Genomic DNA, 23,271 nt, shown 5'->3' on the forward strand with positions numbered 1-23,271 from the left:
GGCAATCCGGCGATGAAATGCAAGTGCGGATGATAGGGGCCTTGAGCGACGGCGAAAGCTGAAACCAAAAACCCGCCTCGGCGGGCGGGTCATTGGTGCGAATAATCACCATAGCGGGATTAGTAGCATAGCTGCCGGCACAAAGCAAGAACAAAATGTGGCCGCGATCAAAATCGTCGATCTCGGCGGGCAGCGCCAACCTGATGCAATTTGCCCGGGCCTTCACTTTCTTCGCGCACAATCAGCGCCGCGACGGCCAATGTTGCTTGCTGCCCCTTGCGGCCCTTCGGAAGCCGCTCTAGCGTCGATAGAGATCAAAAAACGTCAAAAAGTGAAGGAAACGCCGATGCTGCCGGGCCTCAAGGCCGGATTCACGCTTGACGCCCAGCTGGAAGCCGACAGCGAACAGCTGATGTGGCTCGGCCTGTGCGAATTGCGCGTCATGAACGACCGCCGCTGGCCATGGCTGCTGCTGGTGCCGCAGCGGCCGGGCATCGAGGAAATCCACGATATGACGCCGCTCGACCAGGCGATGCTGACCTTCGAGACCAATATGGTGGCGCTGGCGCTGAAGCGGGTGACCGGCTGCACCAAGATCAATACCGGTGCACTCGGCAACATCGTGCGCCAGTTGCATGTACACGTTATTGCGCGCTCGGAAGGCGATCCCGGCTGGCCCGGCCCGGTGTGGGGGCACGGCCTGCGCGAGCCCTATCAGCGCTCCGACCTTCGCAAGTTTGCGGAAAAGATCAAGGCAGCGCTATAAGCCTCCCCCGTGTCCATCTTGAACCTTCCCGAGTCTGCATGAGCTTTCGCCTGTTTGACGCGCCCTTGCGCGAGCCGAGCCAGTTCGTCGGCTTCGCCGGCAACATTATCGACCGGCAGTCCGAAAACCGCGCCGACGATTCCGTCGAAAAGGCGCTCGCCGATCCCTCGGCGCGGCTTTTGCTGATGCGTGGCGGCCGGCTCTATCTGAAGCTTGCGCAAGGCGCATTCGACCCCTGGTTCGGCGTGGCCGAATGCCGGCCGCTCGAAGCATCGCTCGAAAACGGCGTGCTGCTCGGTTTTTCCGAAAGCGGCCCGGTGCTGGCGGTGCCGGCCGGGGTCGAGCCGGAGCAGCTTCCCGAGACGATCAAGGCCATCGACTATCGCTCGGTCTATATGCAGGGGCTGATCGACGAAGCGGCCGCCGGCGCGCTGGCGCAAGGGGCGGCGCTGCTTGCCTGGCATGCCAGCCATCGCTTCTGCAGCAAATGCGGCACCGAAGCCGAGATGCGGGCGGGCGGTTACAAGCGGCATTGCCCGGCCTGCGGGACGGAGCACTTTCCGCGCACCGACCCGGTGGCGATCATGCTGACGGCAACACCAGAAAAATGCCTGCTAGGCCGCGGCCGGCATTTCGGGCCCGGCATGTATTCGGCGCTCGCCGGTTTCATCGAACCGGGCGAGACGATCGAGGCGGCGGTGCGCCGCGAAACGCTGGAGGAAGCCGGCATTCGGCTAGGCCGCGTCGTCTACCACGCCAGCCAGCCCTGGCCGTTTCCCTATTCGCTGATGATCGGCTGCTTCGGCGAACCGCTCAACGACGATATCCACCCCGACTTCAACGAGCTGGAAGATTGCCGCTGGTTCTTTCGCGACGAGGTGCTCTCGATGCTGGCCCGCGAGCATCCGGGCGGCCTGGTGACACCGCCGAAGGGGGCGATCGCCTATAACCTTATCCGCGCCTGGGCCGACAGCGCGTGATACGAAGACATCGCAGGAGCAAAAAATGATCCGTCACACCGTCGTGTTCACGCTAAAGCACCCGCCGCATTCGCTTGAGGAAAAAAGGTTCCTCGCCGACGCCAAAACGATCCTCACGGCGATAAAGGGCGTCACGCATTTCGAGCAGTTGCGGCAGGTCAGCCCCAAGAACGACTACCGTTTCGGCTTCTCGATGGAGTTCGCCGATCAGCGGGCTTACTCCGGCTACAACGACCATCCCGACCACGTCGCCTTCGTCCGCGACCGCTGGATCCCGGAGGTCGAGGCGTTTATGGAGATCGACTACGTGCCGCTCGGCTGGGGCTGAGACCGGAAAGCGACGCTCTAAAAATCAATACCCCGCGTCGCGATCCACCACATTTTCCAGCGCTTCGCCGCGCTCGAAGGCATCCATCTGACGCAGCATGATCGGCGCCAGGTGAACCGGATCGGAAGTTGCCGCCGCGTGCGGCGTCACGAACACTTTCGGGTGGCTCCATAGCGGGCTGGTCTTCGGCAGCGGCTCGACCTCGAACACGTCGAGGCTGGCTTCCTTCAGCGTCCCGTCGTCCAGCGCGCGCAAAATGTCGGCGTCCTTCTGCAGCCTGCCGCGGCCGGCATTGATCAGCACCGAGCCGCCGAGGCCATTGCGCTTGCGCAGCTCCTTCAGCACGCCGTGGTTGATGATGCCATGCGTCTGTGGCGTCAGCGGCAACAGCACCACCAGGATATCGGTGGCGTTGAGGAACGGGATCAGGCCGGCCTCGCCCGCGTAAGTCGAGACACCTTCCATCGGCCGATCGCTGCGCGACCAGCCATTAACGGGAAAGCCGAGCGACAACAGTACCGATGCCGCAGCACGGCCAAGCGTGCCGAGCCCCATAATGCCGACCGAGATGTCGCCGGCCGGCCGCTGCTGCGGCTCGTGCCAGATCTTCTTCTGCTGCTGGGCGCGGTAGAGCATGCCCTGGCGATGGTGGTCGAGCACCCGCCAGACGACGTATTCGGTCATGTACTGGGTAAGGTTGTCGGCCACCACCTTGACGACCGGTACGTCGGGCAAGGTGGGATCGGCGAAAATGTGGTCGACGCCGGCGCCGATCGAGAAGATAGCCCGCAGATTGGGCAGCGACGACAACAGGTTCGGCCGCTGTTTCCACACCACCGCATAGGTGATCGAGGGATCGCCGGCGCCATTCGGCTCGAGCACCACTTCGCGCTCCGCCGACAGCAGTTCGCGCCAGCGCAGCGGATGAATACCGGTGAGGGCAAGCAGGATGCGGCCTTTTTCCATTGCGGATTGTTTTTCCCTTTTACCAACAGCGTTCGCGTCCGGACTCGCAAGGGCGCGGCAGCGTTTTGATTTTGTGCATGATCTCTGGCGAAAATCTACTCGCTGACGATACCGACCGGCGCCGTTTCGATCTTGAAGGCGGCCGAGATCAACGCCTTTGTATAGTCGGTCCGCGGGTTGCCGAAAATCTGTTCGGAAGGACCGGCCTCGACGATCCTGCCATTACGCATGACGATGACTTCGTTGGCGAGCGCGCGGATGACCCTCAGATCGTGGCTGATGAAGAGGTAGGCGAGGTCGTGCTTGGCCTGCAGGCTGCGCAAGAGGTCTACGACCTGCGCCTGCACGCTCATGTCGAGCGCCGAGGTCGGCTCGTCCAGCATGACGAAACGCGGGTTGAGCACCATGGCGCGCGCGATGGCGACGCGCTGGCGCTGGCCGCCGGAGAATTCGTGCGGATAGCGGTTGCGCGTCGCCGGATCGAGGCCGACTTCCTTCAGCACGTCGACGACACGCTCGTCGCGCGCATCAGGAGACAGTTTCGGCTCGTGGATCTTCAACCCTTCCTCGATGATCTCGGCGACCGACATGCGCGGACTGAGCGAACCGAACGGATCCTGGAAGACGATCTGCAACTCGCGCCGCAACGGCCGCATTTCGCTGAAGGACAGCTGATCGATGCCGCGTCCGTTAAACTGGATGGTCCCGGTCGACGAGATCATCCTGGCCAGCGCCAGGCCGAGCGTCGTCTTGCCTGAGCCGGATTCGCCGACGACGCCAAGCGTCTGGCCGGCCCGCACGGTGACGTCGATGCCGTCGACCGCCTTCACATTGTCGACGGTGCGCCGGAAGAAGCCCTTCTTGATCGGAAACCAGACCTTGACGTCCTTGCCGACCATCACCGGCTTGGCGGCCTGGTTGGCCGCCGGCGGCTTGCCTTTCGGCTCGGCGGCAAGCAGATGCCGCGTGTAGGCGTGCTGCGGATTGGCGAATATCTCCTTGGTCGGGCCGGTCTCGACGATCTTGCCCTTGGTCATCACGCAGACCCGGTCGGCGATCTTCCTGACGATGCCGAGATCGTGGGTGATGAACAGCATCGACATGTCCTTGCGGCTTTTCAGGCCGGCCAGCAATTCGAGGATCTGCGCCTGGACGGTGACGTCGAGTGCCGTCGTCGGTTCGTCGGCGATCAACAGTTCAGGCTCGTTGGCGAGCGCCATGGCGATCATGACGCGCTGGCGCTGGCCGCCGGAAAGCTGGTGTGGATAGGCGTCGAGCCGTTTTTCCGGTTCCCGGATGCCGACCTCTTGCAGAAGTTCCAGCGTGCGCGCCTTGGCGTTGCGATCGCCCAGGCCCTGGTGCAGCTTCAGCACCTCGACGATCTGCTGCTCGATCGTGTGCAGCGGGTTGAGCGAGGTCATCGGCTCCTGGAAGATCATGGTGATCTTGTTGCCGCGCACACGGCGCAAGTCTCTCTCGTCCGCGGCAAGCAGGTCGGCGCCGAGGAACAGGATCTTTCCCGACGGGTGGCTGGCGGTCGGATAGGGCAGCAGCTTCAGCACCGACAGCGCGGTGACCGACTTGCCGGAGCCGGATTCGCCGACCAGCGCCACCGTCTCGCCCCTGGCGAGGTCGAAGGAGATATGGTCGACGGCGATCGACTGGCTGCCGCCTTGCGTGAAGGCGACGCTGAGATCCTGGACCGAGAGGAGAGGGGCGGTCATCTGAACGTCTTGCGCGGATCGAAGGCGTCGCGGGTGGCCTCGCCGACGAAGACCAGCAGCGACAGCATCAGCGAGATGACGACGAAGCCGGAAATGCCGAGCCAGGGGGCATTGAGGTTGCGCTGCGCCTGCTTCAACAACTCGCCCAGTGAGGCGGAGCCGGGCGGCAGGCCGAAGCCGAGATAGTCGAGCGAGGTCAGCGTCGAGATCGAGCCGCTGAGCAGGAAGGGCAGGAAGGTCAGCGTCGCCACCATGGCATTGGGCAGCAGATGCCGGAACATGATGGTGATGTTGGGCACGCCGAGCGCGCGCGCCGCATTGACATATTCGAAATTGCGGGCGCGCAGGAACTCGGCCCGCACCACGCCGACCAGCGCCACCCAGGAGAACAGCAGCATCAATCCGAGCAGGATAAAGAAGCCGGGCGGCAGGATGGCGGCGACGATCAACAGCAGGTACAGCACCGGGATCGCCGACCAGATCTCGATGAAGCGCTGGAACAGAAGGTCGGTCCAGCCGCCGAAATAGCCCTGCAAGGCGCCGGCCGCCACGCCGATCAGCGCCGAGCCGGCGGTCAGGATCAGGCCGAACAGCACCGATATCCTGAAGCCGTAGATGACGCGCGCCAGCACGTCGCGGGCCTGGTCGTCGGTGCCCAGCCAGTTCCAGTTGCCGACGTTGCAATTGGGGTCCGCTTCGCCTTTCGGATACTGGTTGCAGCGCGTCTTCTTGTCGTAGAGCCAGGACGGCTTGGTCGGTGCTGCTTCGGGAATGGCGTTGTTGACGGTCTGGTAGGAGTAGCGCACCGGCGGCCAGACCATCCAGCCATTGGCATTGATCTCGTCCTGGATGACCGGGTCGCGGTAGTCGGTGACCGCATAGAAACCGCCGAACTTCTCCTCGGGATAGGCGATCAGGACCGGAAACAGGATCTCGCCCTTGTAGGAGGCGATGATCGGCTTGTCGTTGGCGATCAGTTCGGAAACCAGCGACAGCACGAACAGGAACAGGAAAATCCACAACGACCAATAGCCGCGCCGGTTGGACTTGAAGTTCTGCAGGCGCCGCTGGTTGAGCGGCGACAGAAAGGGCCGCGCGATCCGAGGCGGCGCCGTTTCGGCTGTCGCCTGCGCCATCAGACGTCTCTCCGCTCGAAGTCGATGCGCGGATCGACCCAGGTATAGATCAGGTCGGACAGCAGCCCGACGAACAGGCCAAGCAGCGAGAAGATGTAGAGATTGGCGAAGACCACCGGATAGTCGCGCTGCACCACCGAGTTGAAACCAAGCAGGCCGAGGCCGTCGAGCGAAAAGATGTTCTCGATCAGCAGCGACCCGGTGAAGAATGCCGAGATGAACGCACCGGGGAAACCGGCGATGACGATCAGCATGGCGTTGCGGAAGACGTGGCCATAAAGCACCTGCCGCTCCGACAGGCCCTTGGCGCGGGCTGTGACCACATATTGCTTGCGGATCTCCTCAAGGAAGGAATTCTTGGTGAGCAGCGTCGTCGTGGCGAAGGCCGACAGCACCAGCGCCGTCAGCGGCAGGGTCATGTGCCAGAAATAGTCGACGATCCGCTGCGGCCACGACAGCTGGTCCCAATTATCGGAGGTGAGGCCGCGCAGCGGAAACCAGTCCCAGAATGAGCCGCCGGCAAACAGCACCATCAGCAATATACCGAACAGGAAGCCCGGAATGGCGTAACCGACGATGACGACGCCGCTGGTCCAGACGTCGAAGGTGGAGCCGTCCTTGACCGCCTTGCGGATGCCGAGCGGGATCGAGATCAGATAGGACAAAAGCGTGATCCACAGCCCGATCGAGATCGACACCGGCATCTTTTCCAGGATCAGGTCGAGCACCGAGATGTCGCGGAAATAGCTGTCGCCGAAATCGAAGCGGAGATAGTTCCACAGCATCATGCCGAAGCGCTCGAGCGGCGGCTTGTCGAAACCGAACTGCTTCTCCAGCTTCTTGATGAATTCCGGGTCGAGCCCCTGCGCGCCGCGGTATTTCGAGCCGACGTCGCCGGCGACATCGAAATTGGCGCCGCCAGCATCACCGCCGCCACCGCCGAGGCGATCGCTGCCGCCCTGGTTGGTCAGCCTGGCAATGACCTGCTCGACCGGCCCGCCCGGCGCGAACTGGATGACGGCGAAGGATACCGCCATGATGCCGAACAGGGTCGGGATCATCAACAGGATGCGGCGCAGTATATAGGCGCCCATCAGGTTCCCTGCCTCGCTTGTGCAAAAATCTCAGCCTTTGCCAATCTTTGCCGCCTTGTCTTTGTCGAACCACCACGACGTCTCGACCGGAAAGTCGTAATCCGGCTTTTGAGCGGGAAAGCCGAACATGTCCCAGAAGGCTGCTCGGTGATTCGCCAGATGATATGTTGGAATCCAGTCTAGCCGCGCGCGCAAGACCCGATCGAGCGCGTTGAGCGCGGTGACGAGTTCGATCCGGCTCTGCGCCTTGCCGGCTGCCTCGATCAGCGCGTCGATGGCTTTGCTTTCCGTACCCGGATAGTTGCGCATCCCCGGCGTTTTCGCCATCCGGGAAGCATAGAGTATCTCCAAACCGTCGGCGGTGGGCGTCGCTCCGATCGACCATGCGAGCATGTTGAAGTCGAAGTCGAAATTGCTCTGCCGCGCTTCAAATTGCGTCGAGTCGACCTGCCGGATCGAAGCGTCGATGCCGATCGCCTTCATATTCTCGGACCATGGCGCGAAAATACGAACGAGACCCTCGTCCTCGGCAAGCATTTCCACGCGCAGGCGCTCGCCTTTGTCGTTGAGGACGAAATTGCCCGCTCGCTTCCAGCCGCCTTCGGCAAGCAGCCTCGAAGCCTCGCGCAGCAGCTTACGGTCGTGCCCGGAACCGTCGGAGACGGGTTGCATCACCGGTTCGCCGAAGGTCTCCGGCGGCAACTCGGCTCGAAACGGCTCCAGCAGGGCCAACTCCTTGGGTGAGGGCAGGCCCTTGGCCTTGTAATCCGATCGCTCGAAGTTCGATTGCGAACGCTCGTAGGAGTCGAAAAACAGAACCCGCCTGGTCCATTCGAAGTCGAAGCAATAGGCGATTGCCCGTCTCACGCGAATGTCGCGGAACTGCGGACGGCGCTGGTTCAGCGCGACAGCCTGCATGGATGGCGTTTTCTCGCCAGGAAATTCGCGTTTGACGACCCTGCCATCCTTCAGTGCTGGAAAGTCGTAGCCGGTCGCCCATACCCGCGAGGTGAACTCCTCGCGAAAATGCGTATCCCCTTTCTTGAATGCTTCAAAGGCTGCCTGGCGATCAAGGTAGAAATCGATACGGATGCGGTCGAAATTATAACTGCCGCGGTTCACGGCCAGATCGCGGCCCCAATAGTCGGCGACGCGTTCATATTCGACAGTCTGCCCGGCCACCACCCGTCCAACCCTGTATGGTCCGGAGCTGAGCGGTGGCGTCATCGTCGAGGCGTCGAAATCATTGGCGGTGTAGAAAGCTTTCGACACGATCGGCATTACGACGATCGCGAGGATATTCTGCGCGGACTGTTGGCCGTTGAAGGTAAGGTTGACTGTAAGCGGATCGATTGCGACCGCTTCCGTCATGTGCCGCAGCGCTTGGGAAAGGTTCGGATGTCCCCGGTCTTTGTAGAGGTTCAAGGCGAAGGCAATGTCGTCGGCGGTCAGCGGCGACCCGTCATGGAAGCGCGCTTGTGGCCGCAGGCTGAAGCGGTAGCCATTGCGATCCTGCGACAAGGTAACGGATTCGGCAAGCAGGCCGTAGACCGCATCCGGTTCGTCGACTGCCCTTGCCATCAGCGAATCGAAGCAGAGCTCGGTGCGCGGCGGCGAATCCCCCTTCAACACCAGTGAGTTCAGCGTGTTGAAAGTCAGGAAGCTCTGATTGAGGGTGGAGTTCGGCGGGGCGAAATTCATCCGGCCGCCCTTGGGAGCGTCCGGATTGACATAGTCGAAATGCGTGAAATCCGGAGGATATTTGAGATCGCCAAAAGCCGACAACCCGTGCAGTTTCACGCCGGTTGGAATGGCCGCGAAAGCCCGGCCGGGCAGCAGCGCTGCGGCCGCGGCGGCACCGCCCAGGGCGAGGAAGTCGCGACGGGGCAGCGCCGCCATCAATTGCCGCTCTTGTATCTGGCGGCCAGCGCCTTTTCCTTGGCCGGGTCGATCCACCACGAGGATATGTCGACGCCTTGGTAGCTTGGCTGTTTTGCTGGTATGCCGAACTTGTTCCAGTAAGCGATCCGAACTTTTCCCAGGTGCCACTGTGGGATCATGTAGTAGTTCCAGAGCAACACCCGATCCAGCGCATGGGTGGCCGCTATAAGATCATCCCGATCGGTGGCGAAGATCACTCGGTCGATAAGCGCGTCGACGACCGGGTTCTTGATCCCCGCCAAATTACGTGATCCGGAGGTGTCGGCTGCAGTGGAACTGAAAAAATCCCGCTGTTCGTTGCCCGGCGAGTTGGATTGCTGGAAGCCCGCCAGCGCCAGCATATCGAAGTCGAAGGCGCGGGTCCGGTTTGTATACTGGCTGTCGTCAACGATACGCAGCGTGGCGTCGATGCCTAGACGTTTGAGATTGTCGATCAAGGGCGAGGCGACGCGTTCGTCAACTGGATCGTTGCCCAGAAACTCTATCCTGAACGGGTCGCCAGTCTTCTCATTGACCAGCCTGCCGCCTCGATTGACCCATCCCGCTTGCTTCAAAAGCTCATAGGCTTTCCGAAGATTTTCACGCCCTGACTGCGGCGTATTGTAGACCGGTAGCTTAAACTCTTGGGTGAATAGTTCAGGCGGCAGCTTGTCGCGATATTGTTGCAGGATTTCCAATTCCTTCCCCTGCGGCAAGCCGCTTGACGCCAAATCACCACCTTCGAAGTAACTGTCCGTGCGCGTATAGGCGCCGAAAAAGATGGTGCGGTTCATGCTCTCGAAATCATAGGCGTAGGTCAGAGCCTGCCGCACGCGCACGTCCTGAAAAAGCGGCCGGCGCGTATTCATAACGTAGGCCTGCATTGGTTCCGGGGACGTCGTAGGATATTCCGCCTTTGTGACGTCCCGCGCCTTGATGGCCGGAAAAGTATACTCGACGGCCCATCGCTGGGCACGTGACTCAAAGCGAATATCCTGAAATCCACCCTTGGTGAAGGCCTGCCACGAGGCATTGTCGTCGAGAAAATAGGAGAAGCGCTGTCTGTCGACATTCTCGCGGCCGATCTTCACGGGCAGTTTAGCGCCCCAGTAATCGGGGACGCGCTGCCAGATGATTTCCGAACCCGGCTTGAAGCTGGCGATCTTGTAGGCGGCCGAGCCGAGCGGCGGCTCCTGCGTCGGCCTGGTGACGTCGCGCTTCTTGCCGCTGGCATCGGTGCCTTCCCACCAGTGCTTGGGCAGCACGACGAGATCGCCGATGATCTTCGGTAGCTCCCGGTTGCCCTTCTGGTTGAAATGGAACTCGACCTCGCGGTCGGAGATGGCGACGGCGTCGGTGACGTTTTCGAAATAGCGGCTGTACATAGGGCTGCTGGCCTTCAGCACCTTGAACGACCAGATCACATCGTCCGTGGTGATCGGCTGGCCGTCATGCCATTTCGCCCGCGGATCGAGCCGATAGGTCGCCGAGGAATAGTCGGCCGGATATTTATAGGCATCGGCGATCAGCGGATGGCTGGTACTGCCCTCGTCGGTCGCCTGCTCCATCAGCGTGTCGTAGAGCAGGCCGCCGCCAAACTGCGCGAAGCCGGCGGCCGGCGAACCCTGCACGATGTAGGGATTGAAGCTGTCGAACGTGCCCAGCACAACCGAATTCAGCGTGCCGCCCTTCGGTGCATCCGGATTGACGTAATCGTAATGCTGGAAATTGTCGCCGTATTTGGATTCGCCGATCAGCGACGAGGTCGTGCGCCATTCGTCCGCGAAGGCCGCCTGCAGGCCGCCGGCAAAAGCAGCCAGCATCAGCACTGATTTCAGAAGCGTCCGCGCTCGGCCAACCGTCATGCGTTCTCCTCTTCGCGATATAGCGCCGTCACAATAGCGTCTGGGCTCAATCTAGATCATTTGGCGGCGCTGAAAACCGCAACCGAGTGGCTTTGTCGTCGCATATGCATTTTCCCTAACGAAAAAGCCGGGCTGAACCCGGCTTTTTCAAGGATTATGTCATTACAGTTTTGTTATTTTGCGGGTGCGGCCGGAGCGGCCGGAGCCGCGCCTTCTGCCGGCTTGGCAGGGGCTGCACCTTCGGCCGGCTTGGCGGGCGCGTTCTCGGCCGAGGCGCCGGGCGCCGGCAGCGGCTTCGGATTGTCCGACAGCGTGCGCAGATAGGCGATGACGTTGGCGCGGTCCTCATCCTTCGGCAGGCCGGCGAAGCCCATCGCCGTGCCCTTCACGAACTTCTTCGGCGAGGTGATGAAGTGGTTGAGGTTATCGTAGGTCCACTTCTCGCTGCCACCCTTGGAGAACTCCTTCATGCCGGCCGAATAGGCAAAGCCCTCATGCTCGGCGACCGGACGGTCGATGATGTCCCACAGATCGGGGCCAACCTTGTTGGGGCCGCCTTTTTCGCCGGAGTGGCAGGCCTGGCATTTCTTGAAGATGGCTGCACCCGCTTCGGCGTTGGCGGTGGCCAGCAGCTCGGCGATCGGCTTGGCCTCCGCGGCTGGAGCGGCCGGGCCGCCTTCGGCGGGCTCGGTCGCCTCGATGGCGAAGCCGGGCTTTTCCGGCGTCGGCGAGGCAAACAGCGCGTCAGATACGATGCCAACGGAAAAGACGATGAACACCGTGCCGAGGAAACCGGCGAGCAGCTTGTTGACTTCGTTGGAATCCATACGCCCCAGGCTCCCTTTTCCGGCGGACCGATCCGTCCACTCCGTCCGTCGGTATCGTGAACCACCCTGCGAGGCGGTCAAATCGCGCGGAAACTAGGTCTTTTGCTCCGGCGTTGCAACACCTATAAGGGCGCTGCCAGTGAGACCTTTTGCCACTTTTGTCCCCCTCTTTTTCGAGCCCCTGCCCGCCTCATGTCCACGCTCATCCTGATCCCGGCCCGCATGGCCTCGACCCGCCTGCCGGGCAAGCCGCTGGCCGACATTGCCGGCACTCCGATGATCGTCCACGTCGCCCGCCGTGCTGCCGAGGCGGGGCTCGGCCGGGTGGTCGTCGCCACCGATACGCAAGGCGTTGCGGAGGCGGTGCGCGCCCATGGTTTCGAGGCGGTGATGACGCGGGCGGACCACGAAACCGGCTCCGACCGCATCTTTGAAGCGCTGACCATTCTCGACCCTGGCAACAGCGTCGAGACCATCGTCAATGTGCAGGGCGATCTGCCGACCATCGACCCCCTTGTTATCGGTGCCGCGCTGAAGCCTTTCGAGAACGCGGCGGTGGATATCGCCACGCTCTGCGTCGAGATCGTCCGCGATGAGGAAAAGACCAATCCGAACGTCGTCAAGCTGGTCGGCTCGCCACTCTCGACGACGCGGCTCAGGGCGCTCTATTTCACCCGCGCCACCGCCCCTTGGGGCGAAGGCCCGCTCTACCATCATATCGGCCTCTATGCCTATCGCCGCGCCGCACTCGAACGCTTCGTTGCGCTAAGGCCGTCGCCTCTGGAGCGCCGCGAGCGGCTCGAGCAGTTGCGGGCGCTGGAGGCTGGCATGCGCATCGATGCCGAGATCGTGCAGTCGGTGCCGCTTGGCGTCGATACGCCGGACGATCTCGAACGCGCCAGGGCGCTCCTTTCCAACTAAGAAATTCCCCCAATTCCCGAGACTCCGCGCATGCCTGAAAAGACCAACAAAATATCCTTCCAGGGCGAGCCGGGCGCCAATTCCGACACCGCCTGCCGCAACATGTTCCCGTCGATGGAGCCGTTGCCGTGCCCGACCTTCGAGGACGCCTTCAACGCCGTCGAGACCGGCAAGGCCGATCTGGCCATGATCCCGATCGAGAACACCATTGCCGGCCGCGTCGCCGACATCCATCACCTCTTGCCGGAATCGAAGCTGCACATCATCGGCGAATACTTTCTGCCGATCCACTTCCAGCTGATGGTGCTGCCGGGCGTCAGGCGCGACGAGATCAGGACCGTGCACAGCCACATCCACGCGCTCGGCCAATGCCGCAAATACATCCGCAAGAACGGCTGGAAGGCGGCGGTTGCCGGCGACACCGCGGGCGCCGCCAAGATGGTCGCCGCGATGAAGGACCGCACCATGGCCGCGCTGGCGCCGGCGCTGGCCTCGACCCTCTACGGGCTCGACATCATCGAGGAGAATGTCGAGGACACCGACAGCAACGTCACCCGCTTCGTGGTGCTGACCAAGAACAAGCAATGGGCCGAACGTCCCTCGGCCGACGCCAAGATGATGACGACCTTCATCTTCCGCGTCCGAAACGTGCCGGCGGCGCTCTACAAGGCGATGGGCGGGTTTGCCACCAACGGCATCAACATGACCAAGCTGGAAAGCTACCAGCTCGGCGCGTTTACAGCGACGCTGTTCTACGCCGACATAGAGGGCCATCCCGACGATCCGCTGGTGAAGCTGGCACTCGACGAGTTGCGCTTTTTCTCGCGCGAAATGCGCATTCTCGGCGTCTATCCCGCCAGCGCCTCGCGCGAGCAGTGGAAGGTGGCGGATTAGGATCCGGTCAGGTCAGGCCGAGCTTGTTCTTTTTGGCCGGCTTGCCGCATTCGCGGCGGGCAATCGACCGGTTCATGGCGTCGATCTTGCCGCTTGCCTGGTCGGCGTCGCGCTTGGCTTTTGAGCGCATATCCGGCGTGAACGGGCCAAAGCCCGTCGCCGGGTTGGAGAAGGACGGCTTGGCGTCCACCGGCAGATGATATTGCTGCGCCAGGCCGTTTCGTTGCGCCAGCAATTGATCGCAAGGCACCTTGTCATACAGCAGCGAGGACTGGACGTTTTCGTCCTGCCGTTCGGACATCGAATTGCCGACGCAGCCGGCCATCGCCAGGCAAGATGCCAAGACCGTCATGTTCCAGCGCATGAACGTGCTCCTTGTCTTTCGCAGCTGCGGCTTCTCATGCGCAGCGGCAGAAGTCTTAGCCAGATTTTACGCTGCCGGAAAGCAAGCTTGCCACTACGGCCAGCCCTTCGACCGGTTCGCGGCGATCCTGCCGGATGATCGTTGCCTGCAGCGACAGGACCGAAAAGCCGTCGGCATCCAGAACCCGCTCTATATAGCCTTGCCAATGCGCGTAGCGGCGCGACGGCTGCAGGGCGAAGCCGGCGCGGTCAGACGATTCTCCGCCCGGGAGCGTCTCGACAGAGAACGCAAACAGACCGCCGCCGGCAAGCATTCCGGCAATCTTGTTCACCACCCTGTCGAGTGCGCCGACATAGATGAACACATCGGCCGCCGTCACCAGATCGGCTTTCGGGCCAGAATAGCAAAAATCCTGCAGGTCCGTCTTGACGAGCAGATCGTAGAGGCCTTTGGCGCGCGCCTGCCGCAGCATGCCGGCCGAGATGTCGTAACCCTCCAGCCGATCGGCGATCGGCCGCAGCTTCTGGCCCATGAGGCCGGTGCCGCAGCCGAGATCGAGTGCCAGCGAAAACCGGCCCGGCCGTGCTGCCCGAATGGCGCGGTCGAGGCATTCGGGCAGACGGTAGCCGAGCCTGTCGACCAGCTCAGCCTCGAAGCTTTCGGCATAGTAGTCGTAAAGCGTCTCAACAAAGGCGCTGGGCGGCGCCTGGGCAGCCGCTGCCCTGCCGATCAATTGCAGCTTGAGCACCGCGCCGAGCCTGTCCGCCGGGTCGAGCCGCAGTGCCGTCGTCCAGGCCTGCGCGGCACGATCGGGCGCGCCCGCCGCTTCCTGCATCTCGCCGAGGCGGAACCAGCCGGCTGGCCATTGCGGCGCCAGTTCGAGCGCGCCGAGCAGCAATTCCGCGGCGGCCGCATGATCGCCGGATGCATGGAGCATTTCGGCATAGTCGGCGCGGCGGTCGGCAGTCAAATCGCCGGACGAGGTCTGGAGCGGTTTCATCGTGATCGAATTCCGCCGGGTGTTTGCAGCCGGCTTGCGCTCTATGCTGGAGTCAGCAGTGACTTACAACAGGCTTCCCGCGCCGGAATTAGTGCCTATCTTGGGGCCATGCGCGCCAGCGACCTGCTTCATCCCCGGCCGGAAGGGCTGTATTGCCCGCCCGGCGATTTCTTCATCGACCCGGTGCGGCCGGTCAACCGGGCGCTGATCACGCATGGCCATTCCGACCATGCCCGCTCCGGCCACCGCTCGGTAATGGCGACGCAGCAGACGCTCGATATTATGGGGCTGCGTTATGGCGAAGGTTTTGCCGGAACGACGCAAGCCGCCGTGCTCGGCGAGACGATTGCGCTTGGCGGTGTGGCCGTCAGCTTTCACCCGGCCGGCCATGTGCTGGGCTCGGCGCAGATCAAGGTCGCGCATCAGGGCACATGCATCGTCGCGTCCGGCGACTATAAGCGCCAGAAGGACGCGACTTGCGAGCCGTTCGAGCCGCTCAAGTGCGACGTCTTCATCACCGAGGCGACGTTCGGCCTGCCGGTGTTTCACCATCCGCCCGATTCCGACGAGATCGCCCGGCTGCTGAAATCGACCGAACAGTTTCCCGAGCGCACGCATCTGGTCGGCGCTTATGCGCTGGGCAAGGCGCAGCGTGTCATGCGGCTGCTGCGCCATGCCGGCTACGAAAAGCCGATCTACATCCATGGTGCGCTGGCCAAACTCAGCGAATATTACCAGAGCCAGGGCATCGATCTCGGCACGTTGGAGCCGGCGACGGTCGAGGCCGGCCAAAAAAGCGACTTTGCCGGCGCCATCGTCATCGGCCCGCCATCCGCCTTCGCCGATCGCTGGGCGCGGCGTTTTCCCGATCCGATGTCGTGCTTCGCCTCAGGCTGGATGCGCATCCGCCAACGCGCCAAGCAGGGCGGCGTCGAGCTGCCGCTGGTTATCTCCGATCACTCCGACTGGGACGAGCTGACAGCAACGATCAAGGAGACCGGCGCGGAAGAAATCTGGGTGACGCATGGCCGCGAGGAGGCGCTGGTGCGCTGGTGCGAACTCGAAGGCATCGCCGCCAGGCCGCTGCATCTCGTCGGCTATGAGGACGAGGGCGATTGATGGTACTCATGGCGCTCCGCTCATGAACCGCTTCGCCGAGCTTCTCGACCGGCTGGTGCTGACGCCGTCGCGCAACGGCAAGCTGACGCTTTTGACCGACTATTTCCGCAGCGTCGAGGATCCGGATCGCGGGCTGGCGCTGGCGGCCATTACCGGCGATCTTTCCATCGCCGCGGTCAAGCCGGCAATGCTGCGCACGCTGGTCGTCGAGCGCATGGATCCCGTGCTGTTCGGCTATTCCTACGACTATGTCGGCGACCTGGCCGAGACCGTGTCGCTGGTCTGGCCGCAAGCGCCTCTCGATATTGCGAACCACGCGCCGACGCTGGCCGAGGTGGTGGCCAAGCTGCAGGCGGCAAGCCGTTCCGACGGGCCGCAGGTGCTGGCCCGGCTGCTCGACAGCGCCAGCACGTCCGCGCGCTTTGCCATCATAAAGCTGGTCACCGGCGGCCTGCGCATCGGTGTCTCGGCGCGGCTCGCCAAGCAGGCGCTGGCCGATTTCGGCAAGGTCGATATCGCCGAGATCGAGGAACTCTGGCACGGGCTGACGGCGCCTTATGCGGCTCTGTTCGCCTGGCTGGAGGGCAAGGCGGAAAAACCCAGGAAGACGGCGCTGGCGCTGTTTAGGCCAGTGATGCTGTCGAACGCCGTCGGCGACGGCGACCTCGAAAAGCTCGACCCGGCCGACTACGCGGCCGAATGGAAATGGGACGGCATCCGCGTCCAGGCGGTTTGCGAAGGCGGCATTCGCCGGCTCTATTCGCGCACCGGTGACGATGTCTCCGGCGCCTTTCCGGATCTTGCCGAGGCGATGGATTTTTCAGGCGCCCTCGACGGCGAGCTTCTGGTCGGTGACCCCAGGCAGGCGACGGGCACGTTCTCGGACCTGCAGCAGCGGCTGAACCGCAAGAGCGTGTCACCCAAGATCCAGCAGCAATACCCCGCCTTCATGCGCTGCTACGATGCGCTGCAGATTGGTGACGAGGATGTGCGGGGATTGCCCTTCCGCCAACGACGCGGCCGGCTCGAGGCCTTCGTGAGGACACTCGATCCGAGTCGCTTCGATCTGTCGCCGCTGGTCGAATTCACCACCTGGCAGGCGCTGGAGGAATTGCGCCGCAAGCCGCTGCATCCGGTCATCGAAGGCGTCATGCTGAAGCGCTGGGATTCGCCCTATGTGGCCGGGCGACCGAAGGGCCCGTGGTTCAAATGGAAGCGCGATCCGCACACGGTCGACGCCGTGCTGATGTACGCCCAGCGCGGCCACGGCAAACGCTCGAGCTTCTATTCCGACTACACATTCGGCGTCTGGTCCGGGCCGGAAGGATCGGAGGAGCTGGTGCCGGTGGGAAAGGCCTATTTCGGCTTCACCGACGAGGAACTGAGGCAAATCGACAAATATGTTCGCGACAATACGATTGAGCGCTTTGGCCCGGTGCGCTCGGTACGGGCCGACCGCAGACATGGCCTGGTGCTGGAGGTGGCGTTCGAAGGGCTTAACCGTTCGACGCGGCACAAATCCGGCGTCGCCATGCGCTTTCCGCGCATTTCGCGGCTTCGCTGGGACAAGCCGGCCGCGGAAGCCGACCGCATCGAGACGCTGCAGGCGCTGCTCGATAGTTAATGCATGTCGCGCAAAAAGCGTGCAGCGGTTTTGCGGTACCGACATGCATCAAAACAAGAATTTAAACTGCGTCGCATGAGGCCGGTCCGAACGCGACGTGCTTTACGGAACGACCGAGACGCGAATCTCGTAGATGTCGACCGACTTGCCCTGCTTGTCGAAGTCGGAATTGATGGCGATGGTGCCGGCAGCACCCGGATGCTTGTCGGGAAAGCGCACGTCGAACAGATATTCATTGCGCTCGCGACCGACGGCATAGCGTTTGCGGCCGCAGTCGCCGAGTTCGCCGAAATTGCAATCGACGGAAATCTGCGTCTCCTGGCCCTCCTCGGAGCGCGCGATGATGTCGAATGTGGCATGCTTGCCGGCGAGTTTTTCCAGCACGCCTTGCCCGACGTCGAAGCTGATGGCCGAACCGGATGCACCCGAGCGGATGCGCAGGAAGGAACCGCTTTCGTCCTGGATGACGTCGGCCTTGGCGTCCGACGGTGCGTTGACCTGCGTCGGGTCACCCGGCGAAAAGACGTTGATCCAGTCGCGCGCCTGGTCCTGCTCGCCCTGCTTCGGCGGCGAAGCGGTGTCGTCCGGCGTGAAATCATCGCCATCGACCGTTGGCGGCGCTTCCGGCGGCGCCGTGTCGAGTTCGGTCGCCGATTTGAAGACGCCGGTCTGGTTGGCGAAATAAAGGCCGATGCCGGCGGCTGCGAGCAGCGTCACGCCGAAGAAGATCGCGGTCAAAGGCAGGCGCCGCCGCCTCGCCCGCCGGTCGTCGCGGTCGGGCGTCACTTCCGCGTCGTCTGTTTCGGCGTCGGCTTCGGTCGGAGCCGAGGCCCCCATGTCGATCACCGGCGCGTCGGGAACAGGCGCATCGGGCATTATGTCGGGGACGACCGGCAGGACGCGCGACCGGGGCGCATCGGATTCGGGCGGCTGTGCCGGACCGTCAATGACGACATCGGGCGACGGCGCGGGCTCGGCTTCGGCCGGAGGCTCCACCTCCGGTGCTGCCTCCAAACTGTCGGTCGGCGCGGCGACGTCGGCAACCGCCGGCAGGAATTCCGATTCGATTTCGGTGATCTTCGCCTGGACCGCCTTGCGGCGCTTGATGGCGACTTCCACGGTGACGTTTGGATTGGCCTGCAGGGCACGGTCGAGTGCCGCGAAAGCCGATCGATAGACCCGCTCGCGAAACGCCCGGTCGTCGGCATTGCCTTTCTCGAAGGCGTTGCGGATCGCTTTTTCGATCGCGTCCAAACGAATTCCCTCTGCAATTTCACTCACATTGTCATGATCGTTAGCCGCAGGCGACCAATCAATCAACAAGCGAGCGGCTGCATTCTGCCTTGCCGAGGGATACAAAGCTCATTTCGGCGGTTTTCGGTAAAGAAATCAACCTTTTTCGCTGATTTTCCGTCACGGCCCCGACGTGACGGACGGGGCGGCCTGCCGATACGGCATCGCATCGGCGCGGCGGCTGCCCTTGTGCCCGTCCTGGGACGGAGACGAATTGCTCGTCCTGAATTCGCGGCAGCCATCTTGAATTCGCGGCCAGTTGCGTCTATCACCCAGCCCATCTTGGAAGCACGGCTTCCCGGGCCGCTTTAGCTCAGTTGGTAGAGCACATCATTCGTAATGATGGGGTCGCGTGTTCGAGTCACGCAAGCGGCACCAGTTATCCCTTGGAATTGCGGCAAATTTAGCCCTGTCTGTTAGAGACGTTATTTGGACGCAAGCCCCAATAAGCGAAACCCATGTCCGTAGCCGACACGTCGGGCACCCCGGATTTCCAGGGTGCCCTTCGTAGTTCAAGCAAGCGCCGGTTGCTTCTCGTAATAGAGCGAGATCTGTTGCGCCTGTCGCGGGGGTAGAAGTCGGCGTGCTGGAGGCGGCGATCGCTGAGATCATTGGCCTGAGAATTGCCGTGCAGACCGCCGCGTCGAAGGCGACATGGACGACAGACTGAGTTGCAGCCCGGTCGAACGTGCGCCTCAGCTCGGCGAGGTGTCGCCCAGCGACGCCACGGTCTTCAGCGCGCCGTCGAGCATGTCGCCCTTCTCGTCCTTCAGCGCCGCTTCGCGCAGGCGCCGGATCCAGTCGGCGGCGTCCGGGCGGCCCTTGACCATGTCCAGCGCCGACAGCACCCGGTCGAATTTCGACTGCGCGCGGGCGTGGGTGTCGCTGTAACCCTTGATCAGCCGGCGGCAGTTGAGGATCTCCGTACCAAGCGCGTAATCCTGGCCGACCTGGCCCAGCGCCAGCGCATACCAGCGATCGAGATGCGCGGTCTCGACCTTGTGGCGCAACAGGCGGCGGCGCCAGCGGCGCAGGCCGCCGATGAACCACAAAGCGGCAAAGCCGGCGAAACTGTCGGTGCGGATGTGGCGGCCGCGATTGATGCGGCGGTCGAGAAAGGCGGCGAGCTTCGGCCGGTCCTCGATGTAGCTGCCGAGCCCGGCCGGCAGCGTGCCGCAGAATTCCTCAATGCGCGGATGGAAATATTCCGTCACCTGCAGGACTGAGCCTTGCTTGACACCGACTTCGCGGCGTACGCGGTGGTCGCGCGTCGAGCGTGTCTTCAGATCGGCGACGCGGATCATGTCGTCGTAGCACATGGCGTTGGCCAGATGCTTGGCCGCGGCGATCGACAGCACGTAGTCATGTTCGGCATTGTCCAGGACGACCGCCCGGTCGAGCCGGTCGAGATACTCGCCGCCATAGGCGACGTCCTGGTAGTCGACGACTTTTTTCAGGCCGCGAAGCGCCATGTCGTGCACGGGTAAAGGCAAAGCAGCGACGCGCGCCGCCAGTTGTTGCCAGCCCTTCAACAGGCTTTCCGGGCCGCTGACATTTGTCGCCGCGGCCGAGCGGGTTTCAGCGGCCGCCGGCTGTACAGTCTTGTCGCCCGAAGGCGCACTCGCGATGGCGCGCGCCCGATCGTAGGCGGCGGCGAAGGCAGCGAGGCTTGCCTTGACGCCGCGGCCGCCGGCGCCGATGGCCTGCTCATAGCTCTCGCGTGTGAACGGCAAGGCATCGGACCCGGCCAGCGCGCCGAGCAAGCTGGCCGAGATCATCGAGCCGTTATCGACGGCGATCTTCTCCATGTCGAAGGCGATGAAGCGCTTGGCCGCGGCTTCAGCCGTGGCATGGACCTTCGAGGACGATGCGCGGCCGTCGCCGGGTTCGATCTTCTCGGAGACCGCTGCGATGCGGTGCGACGAGGCGATCAGCGTGGTGCGCTCCGGCGTGACGAACCCGCGGATGATGGCGCGGCCGGCTTCCATCAGTTCGGCGGCGATCAATATATCGACGTCGCCCTGCGACGGCGACAGCGCGAAGACCGGCAGCCGGCCGGTGTCGCGGCACATTTCGACATAATAGATGGTGGCGCCGGTGCGCTGGGCGACGCCCGCAACCGAGGTCGATTGGGCGACGTAGCCGTTGCGCTCGGCGACGTCGGTGATCCAGTCGGCCAGCACGCCGCCGCCCTGGCCGCCGACCGCCAGCACAGCAAGCTTTATGACGCGCTCATCGCCCTGCGCGCCGGCCTTGGAACGGGTTGATGGGACAGCGTCAAGCATCGGCAAATATCAGCCGCCGGCTTTCGCGGCGGCGCTGCAAGAGGCGGATCGTGGCGCGCCGCGCGGCTTCAAGCAAACGGTCCCAGCGGCTTGGATTATGCACCACGTCGGCTCTGTAGAAGGATGGGCACAGCACCGCCGCATCGGCAACCTCGCCGCAATTGCCGCAGCCGACGCAGCTCTGGTCGATATGCGCCACCGGATCGTCGCGCAGCGGGTCATCGAGCGACTTCACCGACAGCGACGGACAGCCGGAGAGCCGCATGCAGGCATGGTCGCCGGTGCAGATGTCCTCGTCGACGCCGAATTTCGGCTTGACGACCCGCTCACCGCCCTTGATCGCCTTTTCGACCAAAGGCTTCTCGCGACGCTGGCGGTTGAGCATGCATTCGGACGAGGCGACGATGACTTTCGGGCCCTTCTCGTCCGTCGTCAGCGCCTCGCGCAGCGTGTCTTGCATCCTGGTCACATCATAGGTGCGGTCGATGTGGCGCAGCCATTTGACGCCCATGCCTTTCACCGCCTCGGTGATCGGATGCTTGGTCGACTTGGTCTTGTTGCCGGCGCGGGAGGAAAGGATATCCTGCCCTCCCGTCGCCGCCGAATAGAAATTATCGACGATGACGATGACGCCATCGTTCTTGTTGAACACGGCATTGCCGATCGAGGACGTCAGGCCGTTGTGCCAGAAGCCGCCGTCGCCGACGAAGGAGATCGAGCGGCGCTTGGCATCGGGCGAGTTGAACGCCGAGGCCGAGGCCGGCCCCAGCCCGTAGCCCATGGTGGTGGCACCTAGCTCGAAAGGCGGCATGATCGAGAACAAATGACAGCCGATGTCGGAGGCGATGTGGTGCTTGCCCAGCTCCTGCTCGACCAGCTTGGTGGCGGCGAAGATCGGCCGCTCCGGGCAGCCGACGCAGAAGCCGGGCGGCCGGCCCGGGACGACGTTGATCAGGTCGGCGGTGTCGAGCCCGTCGCCGATCTTGTTGGGCGCGCGGACCTCACTTGGCAGCAGATGCGGGATGGTGGCACGCAGGAACGATCCGATGCCGTCGAGCATCACCTGGCCGGTATATTCGCCGGCCATAGGCAGATGTTCCTTGCCAACGAGCTTGGTGCCGCGGCCGGCCTTGTGCAGCATCGCGGCAAAGGCCTGTTCGATGTAGTTGGGCTGGCCTTCCTCGACGACGAGCACGGCGTCCTTGCCTTCGCAGAAGGACAGGAATTCGTCATCGACCAGTGGATAGACGGCGTTCAGCACATAGAGCGGCACGTCGGTGTCGCCATAGGTGTCGGCGAGGCCGAGCCGCTGCAGCGCCCGGATGACCGAATTGTACATGCCGCCCTGCATGACGATGCCGACCGAGCCGTGCTCTGGGCCGAAAAACTCGTTGATCTTGTTGGTGCGGATGAAGTCGACCGCCGCCGGCCAGCGTTTCTGCACCTTTTCCTTCTCGTGCAGGAAGGACGCGGGCGGCAGCACGATGCGGCCGGTGTCGCGGCGCGGCGCGGCGAGCGCATCGGCCACTGTCATCGCCGGGCGCTTGTTGTCCTTGGCGATGAAATGGCCGTGGACATGGCAGCAGCGAATGCGGACCTGCAGCATGACCGGTGTGTTGGAAACCTCGGACAGCTCGAAGCCGTCCTCCACCGCCTTGACGATCGACGGCAGGTTCGGGCGCGGGTCGAGCAGCCAGACCTGACTCTTCATGGCGAAGGCGTGGCTGCGCTCCTGCATGATCGAGGAGCCTTCGCCGTAATCCTCGCCGACGATGATCAATGCACCGCCGGTGACGCCGCCGGAAGCGAGATTGGCGAGCGCGTCGGAGGCGACATTGGTGCCGACCGTCGACTTGAAGGTGGCCGCACCGCGGATCGGATAATGCACCGATGCCGCCAGCATGGCGGTGGCGGTCGCTTCCGAGGCGCTTGCCTCGAAATGCACGCCGAGCTCGCCCAGGATATCCTGCGCGTCGGCCAGCACGTCCATCAAATGGCTGATCGGTGCACCCTGATAGCCGCCGACATAGCCGACGCCGCATTGCAGCAGCGCCTTGGTGATGGCGAGAATGCCTTCGCCGGAAAACTCCTCGCCGGCGCCGAGCCTGAGCTTTTCGACTTCCTTGGCAAAAGACCGTTCGGCCATTTTTTGCTCCTTCCGTTAC

Annotated in this window: 19 protein-coding genes and 1 tRNA gene; 8 read left to right on the top strand and 12 right to left on the bottom strand. The window is 63.1% G+C overall.

Annotation, left to right across the window (positions count from 1 at the left end; all coding sequences use genetic code 11):
* Positions 1 to 346 precede the first annotated feature (346 nt).
* From NKJ72_RS04425 to NKJ72_RS04435, 3 genes are read left to right on the top strand one after another with little or no spacing between them, the layout of a single operon-like run.
* Complete coding sequence (locus tag NKJ72_RS04425) at positions 347 to 766, top strand: HIT family protein (protein ID WP_023676868.1); 420 nt, start codon at positions 347 to 349, stop codon at positions 764 to 766.
* 38 nt (positions 767 to 804) lie between these two features.
* Positions 805 to 1,746, top strand: a complete 942-nt coding sequence (gene nudC / locus NKJ72_RS04430; RefSeq protein WP_352475999.1) for an NAD(+) diphosphatase — start codon at positions 805 to 807, stop codon at positions 1,744 to 1,746.
* A 25-nt stretch (positions 1,747 to 1,771) separates the two neighbouring features.
* Positions 1,772 to 2,074, top strand: a complete 303-nt coding sequence (locus NKJ72_RS04435; RefSeq protein ID WP_254816201.1) for a Dabb family protein — start codon at positions 1,772 to 1,774, stop codon at positions 2,072 to 2,074.
* A 24-nt stretch (positions 2,075 to 2,098) separates the two neighbouring features.
* Here NKJ72_RS04435 and NKJ72_RS04440 read toward each other — a convergent pair whose 3' ends face one another.
* The 7 genes from NKJ72_RS04440 to NKJ72_RS04470 all read right to left on the bottom strand — a co-directional run bounded on the left by NKJ72_RS04440 (position 2,099) and on the right by NKJ72_RS04470 (position 11,606).
* Entirely contained in the window at positions 2,099 to 3,040 is a 942-nt protein-coding gene (locus tag NKJ72_RS04440; RefSeq protein ID WP_254816202.1) for a 2-hydroxyacid dehydrogenase, read from the bottom strand.
* A gap of 95 nt (positions 3,041 to 3,135) precedes the next feature.
* Positions 3,136 to 4,764: an ABC transporter ATP-binding protein gene (locus NKJ72_RS04445; protein ID WP_352476000.1), complete on the bottom strand. Its 1,629-nt coding sequence runs from the start codon at positions 4,762 to 4,764 to the stop codon at positions 3,136 to 3,138.
* Entirely contained in the window at positions 4,761 to 5,900 is a 1,140-nt protein-coding gene (locus tag NKJ72_RS04450) for an ABC transporter permease (protein WP_352476001.1), read from the bottom strand. The genes NKJ72_RS04445 and NKJ72_RS04450 overlap by 4 nt, the downstream gene beginning before the upstream one ends.
* On the bottom strand, positions 5,900 to 6,994 hold the full coding sequence (locus NKJ72_RS04455; RefSeq protein WP_254816205.1) for a microcin C ABC transporter permease YejB: 1,095 nt from the start codon (positions 6,992 to 6,994) through the stop codon (positions 5,900 to 5,902). Before NKJ72_RS04455 ends, NKJ72_RS04450 begins: the two co-directional genes overlap by 1 nt.
* Before the next feature lie 30 nt (positions 6,995 to 7,024).
* Entirely contained in the window at positions 7,025 to 8,893 is a 1,869-nt protein-coding gene (locus NKJ72_RS04460; protein WP_352476002.1) for an extracellular solute-binding protein, read from the bottom strand.
* Positions 8,893 to 10,779 carry an extracellular solute-binding protein gene (locus NKJ72_RS04465; RefSeq protein WP_352476003.1) on the bottom strand — a complete coding sequence of 629 codons (1,887 nt, stop codon included), beginning with the start codon at positions 10,777 to 10,779 and terminating at the stop codon, positions 8,893 to 8,895. The genes NKJ72_RS04460 and NKJ72_RS04465 overlap by 1 nt, the downstream gene beginning before the upstream one ends.
* A 173-nt stretch (positions 10,780 to 10,952) precedes the next feature.
* Positions 10,953 to 11,606, bottom strand: coding sequence for a c-type cytochrome (locus NKJ72_RS04470; RefSeq protein ID WP_352476004.1), 654 nt, complete (start codon positions 11,604 to 11,606; stop codon positions 10,953 to 10,955).
* 192 nt (positions 11,607 to 11,798) lie between these two features.
* On the opposite strand from NKJ72_RS04470, the gene NKJ72_RS04475 reads away from it, so the two are divergent.
* Both NKJ72_RS04475 and NKJ72_RS04480 read left to right on the top strand, forming a co-directional pair.
* Positions 11,799 to 12,527: a 3-deoxy-manno-octulosonate cytidylyltransferase gene (locus NKJ72_RS04475; protein ID WP_023676856.1), complete on the top strand. Its 729-nt coding sequence runs from the start codon at positions 11,799 to 11,801 to the stop codon at positions 12,525 to 12,527.
* 30 nt (positions 12,528 to 12,557) lie between these two features.
* Positions 12,558 to 13,421: a prephenate dehydratase gene (locus tag NKJ72_RS04480; RefSeq protein WP_254816209.1), complete on the top strand. Its 864-nt coding sequence runs from the start codon at positions 12,558 to 12,560 to the stop codon at positions 13,419 to 13,421.
* A 7-nt stretch (positions 13,422 to 13,428) separates the two neighbouring features.
* Here the strand turns inward: NKJ72_RS04480 and NKJ72_RS04485 are convergent, their stop codons facing one another.
* Together NKJ72_RS04485 and NKJ72_RS04490 are read right to left on the bottom strand one after the other, a co-directional pair.
* Positions 13,429 to 13,785, bottom strand: coding sequence for a hypothetical protein (locus tag NKJ72_RS04485; protein WP_352476005.1), 357 nt, complete (start codon positions 13,783 to 13,785; stop codon positions 13,429 to 13,431).
* A 55-nt stretch (positions 13,786 to 13,840) separates the two neighbouring features.
* Positions 13,841 to 14,785 carry a methyltransferase domain-containing protein gene (locus NKJ72_RS04490; RefSeq protein ID WP_352476006.1) on the bottom strand — a complete coding sequence of 315 codons (945 nt, stop codon included), beginning with the start codon at positions 14,783 to 14,785 and terminating at the stop codon, positions 13,841 to 13,843.
* Between the two features lie 108 nt (positions 14,786 to 14,893).
* Between NKJ72_RS04490 and NKJ72_RS04495 the strand changes: the two genes are divergently transcribed.
* On the top strand, positions 14,894 to 15,904 hold the full coding sequence (locus NKJ72_RS04495; RefSeq protein WP_352476007.1) for a ligase-associated DNA damage response exonuclease: 1,011 nt from the start codon (positions 14,894 to 14,896) through the stop codon (positions 15,902 to 15,904).
* Positions 15,905 to 15,926: 22 nt separating this feature from the next.
* Positions 15,927 to 17,528 (top strand): cisplatin damage response ATP-dependent DNA ligase, encoded by a 1,602-nt coding sequence (locus NKJ72_RS04500; protein ID WP_352476008.1) that lies wholly within the window; start codon positions 15,927 to 15,929, stop codon positions 17,526 to 17,528.
* A gap of 102 nt (positions 17,529 to 17,630) precedes the next feature.
* On the opposite strand, the gene NKJ72_RS04505 is transcribed toward NKJ72_RS04500, so the two are convergent.
* The gene (locus tag NKJ72_RS04505) at positions 17,631 to 18,782 is read right to left on the bottom strand and encodes a hypothetical protein (RefSeq protein ID WP_352476009.1); all 1,152 of its coding nucleotides are present in this window, start codon (positions 18,780 to 18,782) and stop codon (positions 17,631 to 17,633) included.
* A gap of 341 nt (positions 18,783 to 19,123) precedes the next feature.
* Here NKJ72_RS04505 and NKJ72_RS04510 point away from each other — a divergent pair.
* Positions 19,124 to 19,199, top strand: a tRNA-Thr gene (locus tag NKJ72_RS04510).
* A 317-nt stretch (positions 19,200 to 19,516) separates the two neighbouring features.
* Here the strand turns inward: NKJ72_RS04510 and NKJ72_RS04515 are convergent.
* Both NKJ72_RS04515 and NKJ72_RS04520 read right to left on the bottom strand, forming a co-directional pair.
* Positions 19,517 to 21,106 carry an indolepyruvate oxidoreductase subunit beta family protein gene (locus tag NKJ72_RS04515; RefSeq protein ID WP_352476010.1) on the bottom strand — a complete coding sequence of 530 codons (1,590 nt, stop codon included), beginning with the start codon at positions 21,104 to 21,106 and terminating at the stop codon, positions 19,517 to 19,519.
* Positions 21,099 to 23,252 (bottom strand): thiamine pyrophosphate-dependent enzyme, encoded by a 2,154-nt coding sequence (locus tag NKJ72_RS04520; protein ID WP_352476011.1) that lies wholly within the window; start codon positions 23,250 to 23,252, stop codon positions 21,099 to 21,101. The genes NKJ72_RS04515 and NKJ72_RS04520 overlap by 8 nt, the downstream gene beginning before the upstream one ends.
* Positions 23,253 to 23,271: the final 19 nt, after the last annotated feature.

This window comes from Mesorhizobium sp. M0045, from assembly GCF_040323385.1.
Classification (GTDB): domain Bacteria; phylum Pseudomonadota; class Alphaproteobacteria; order Rhizobiales; family Rhizobiaceae; genus Mesorhizobium.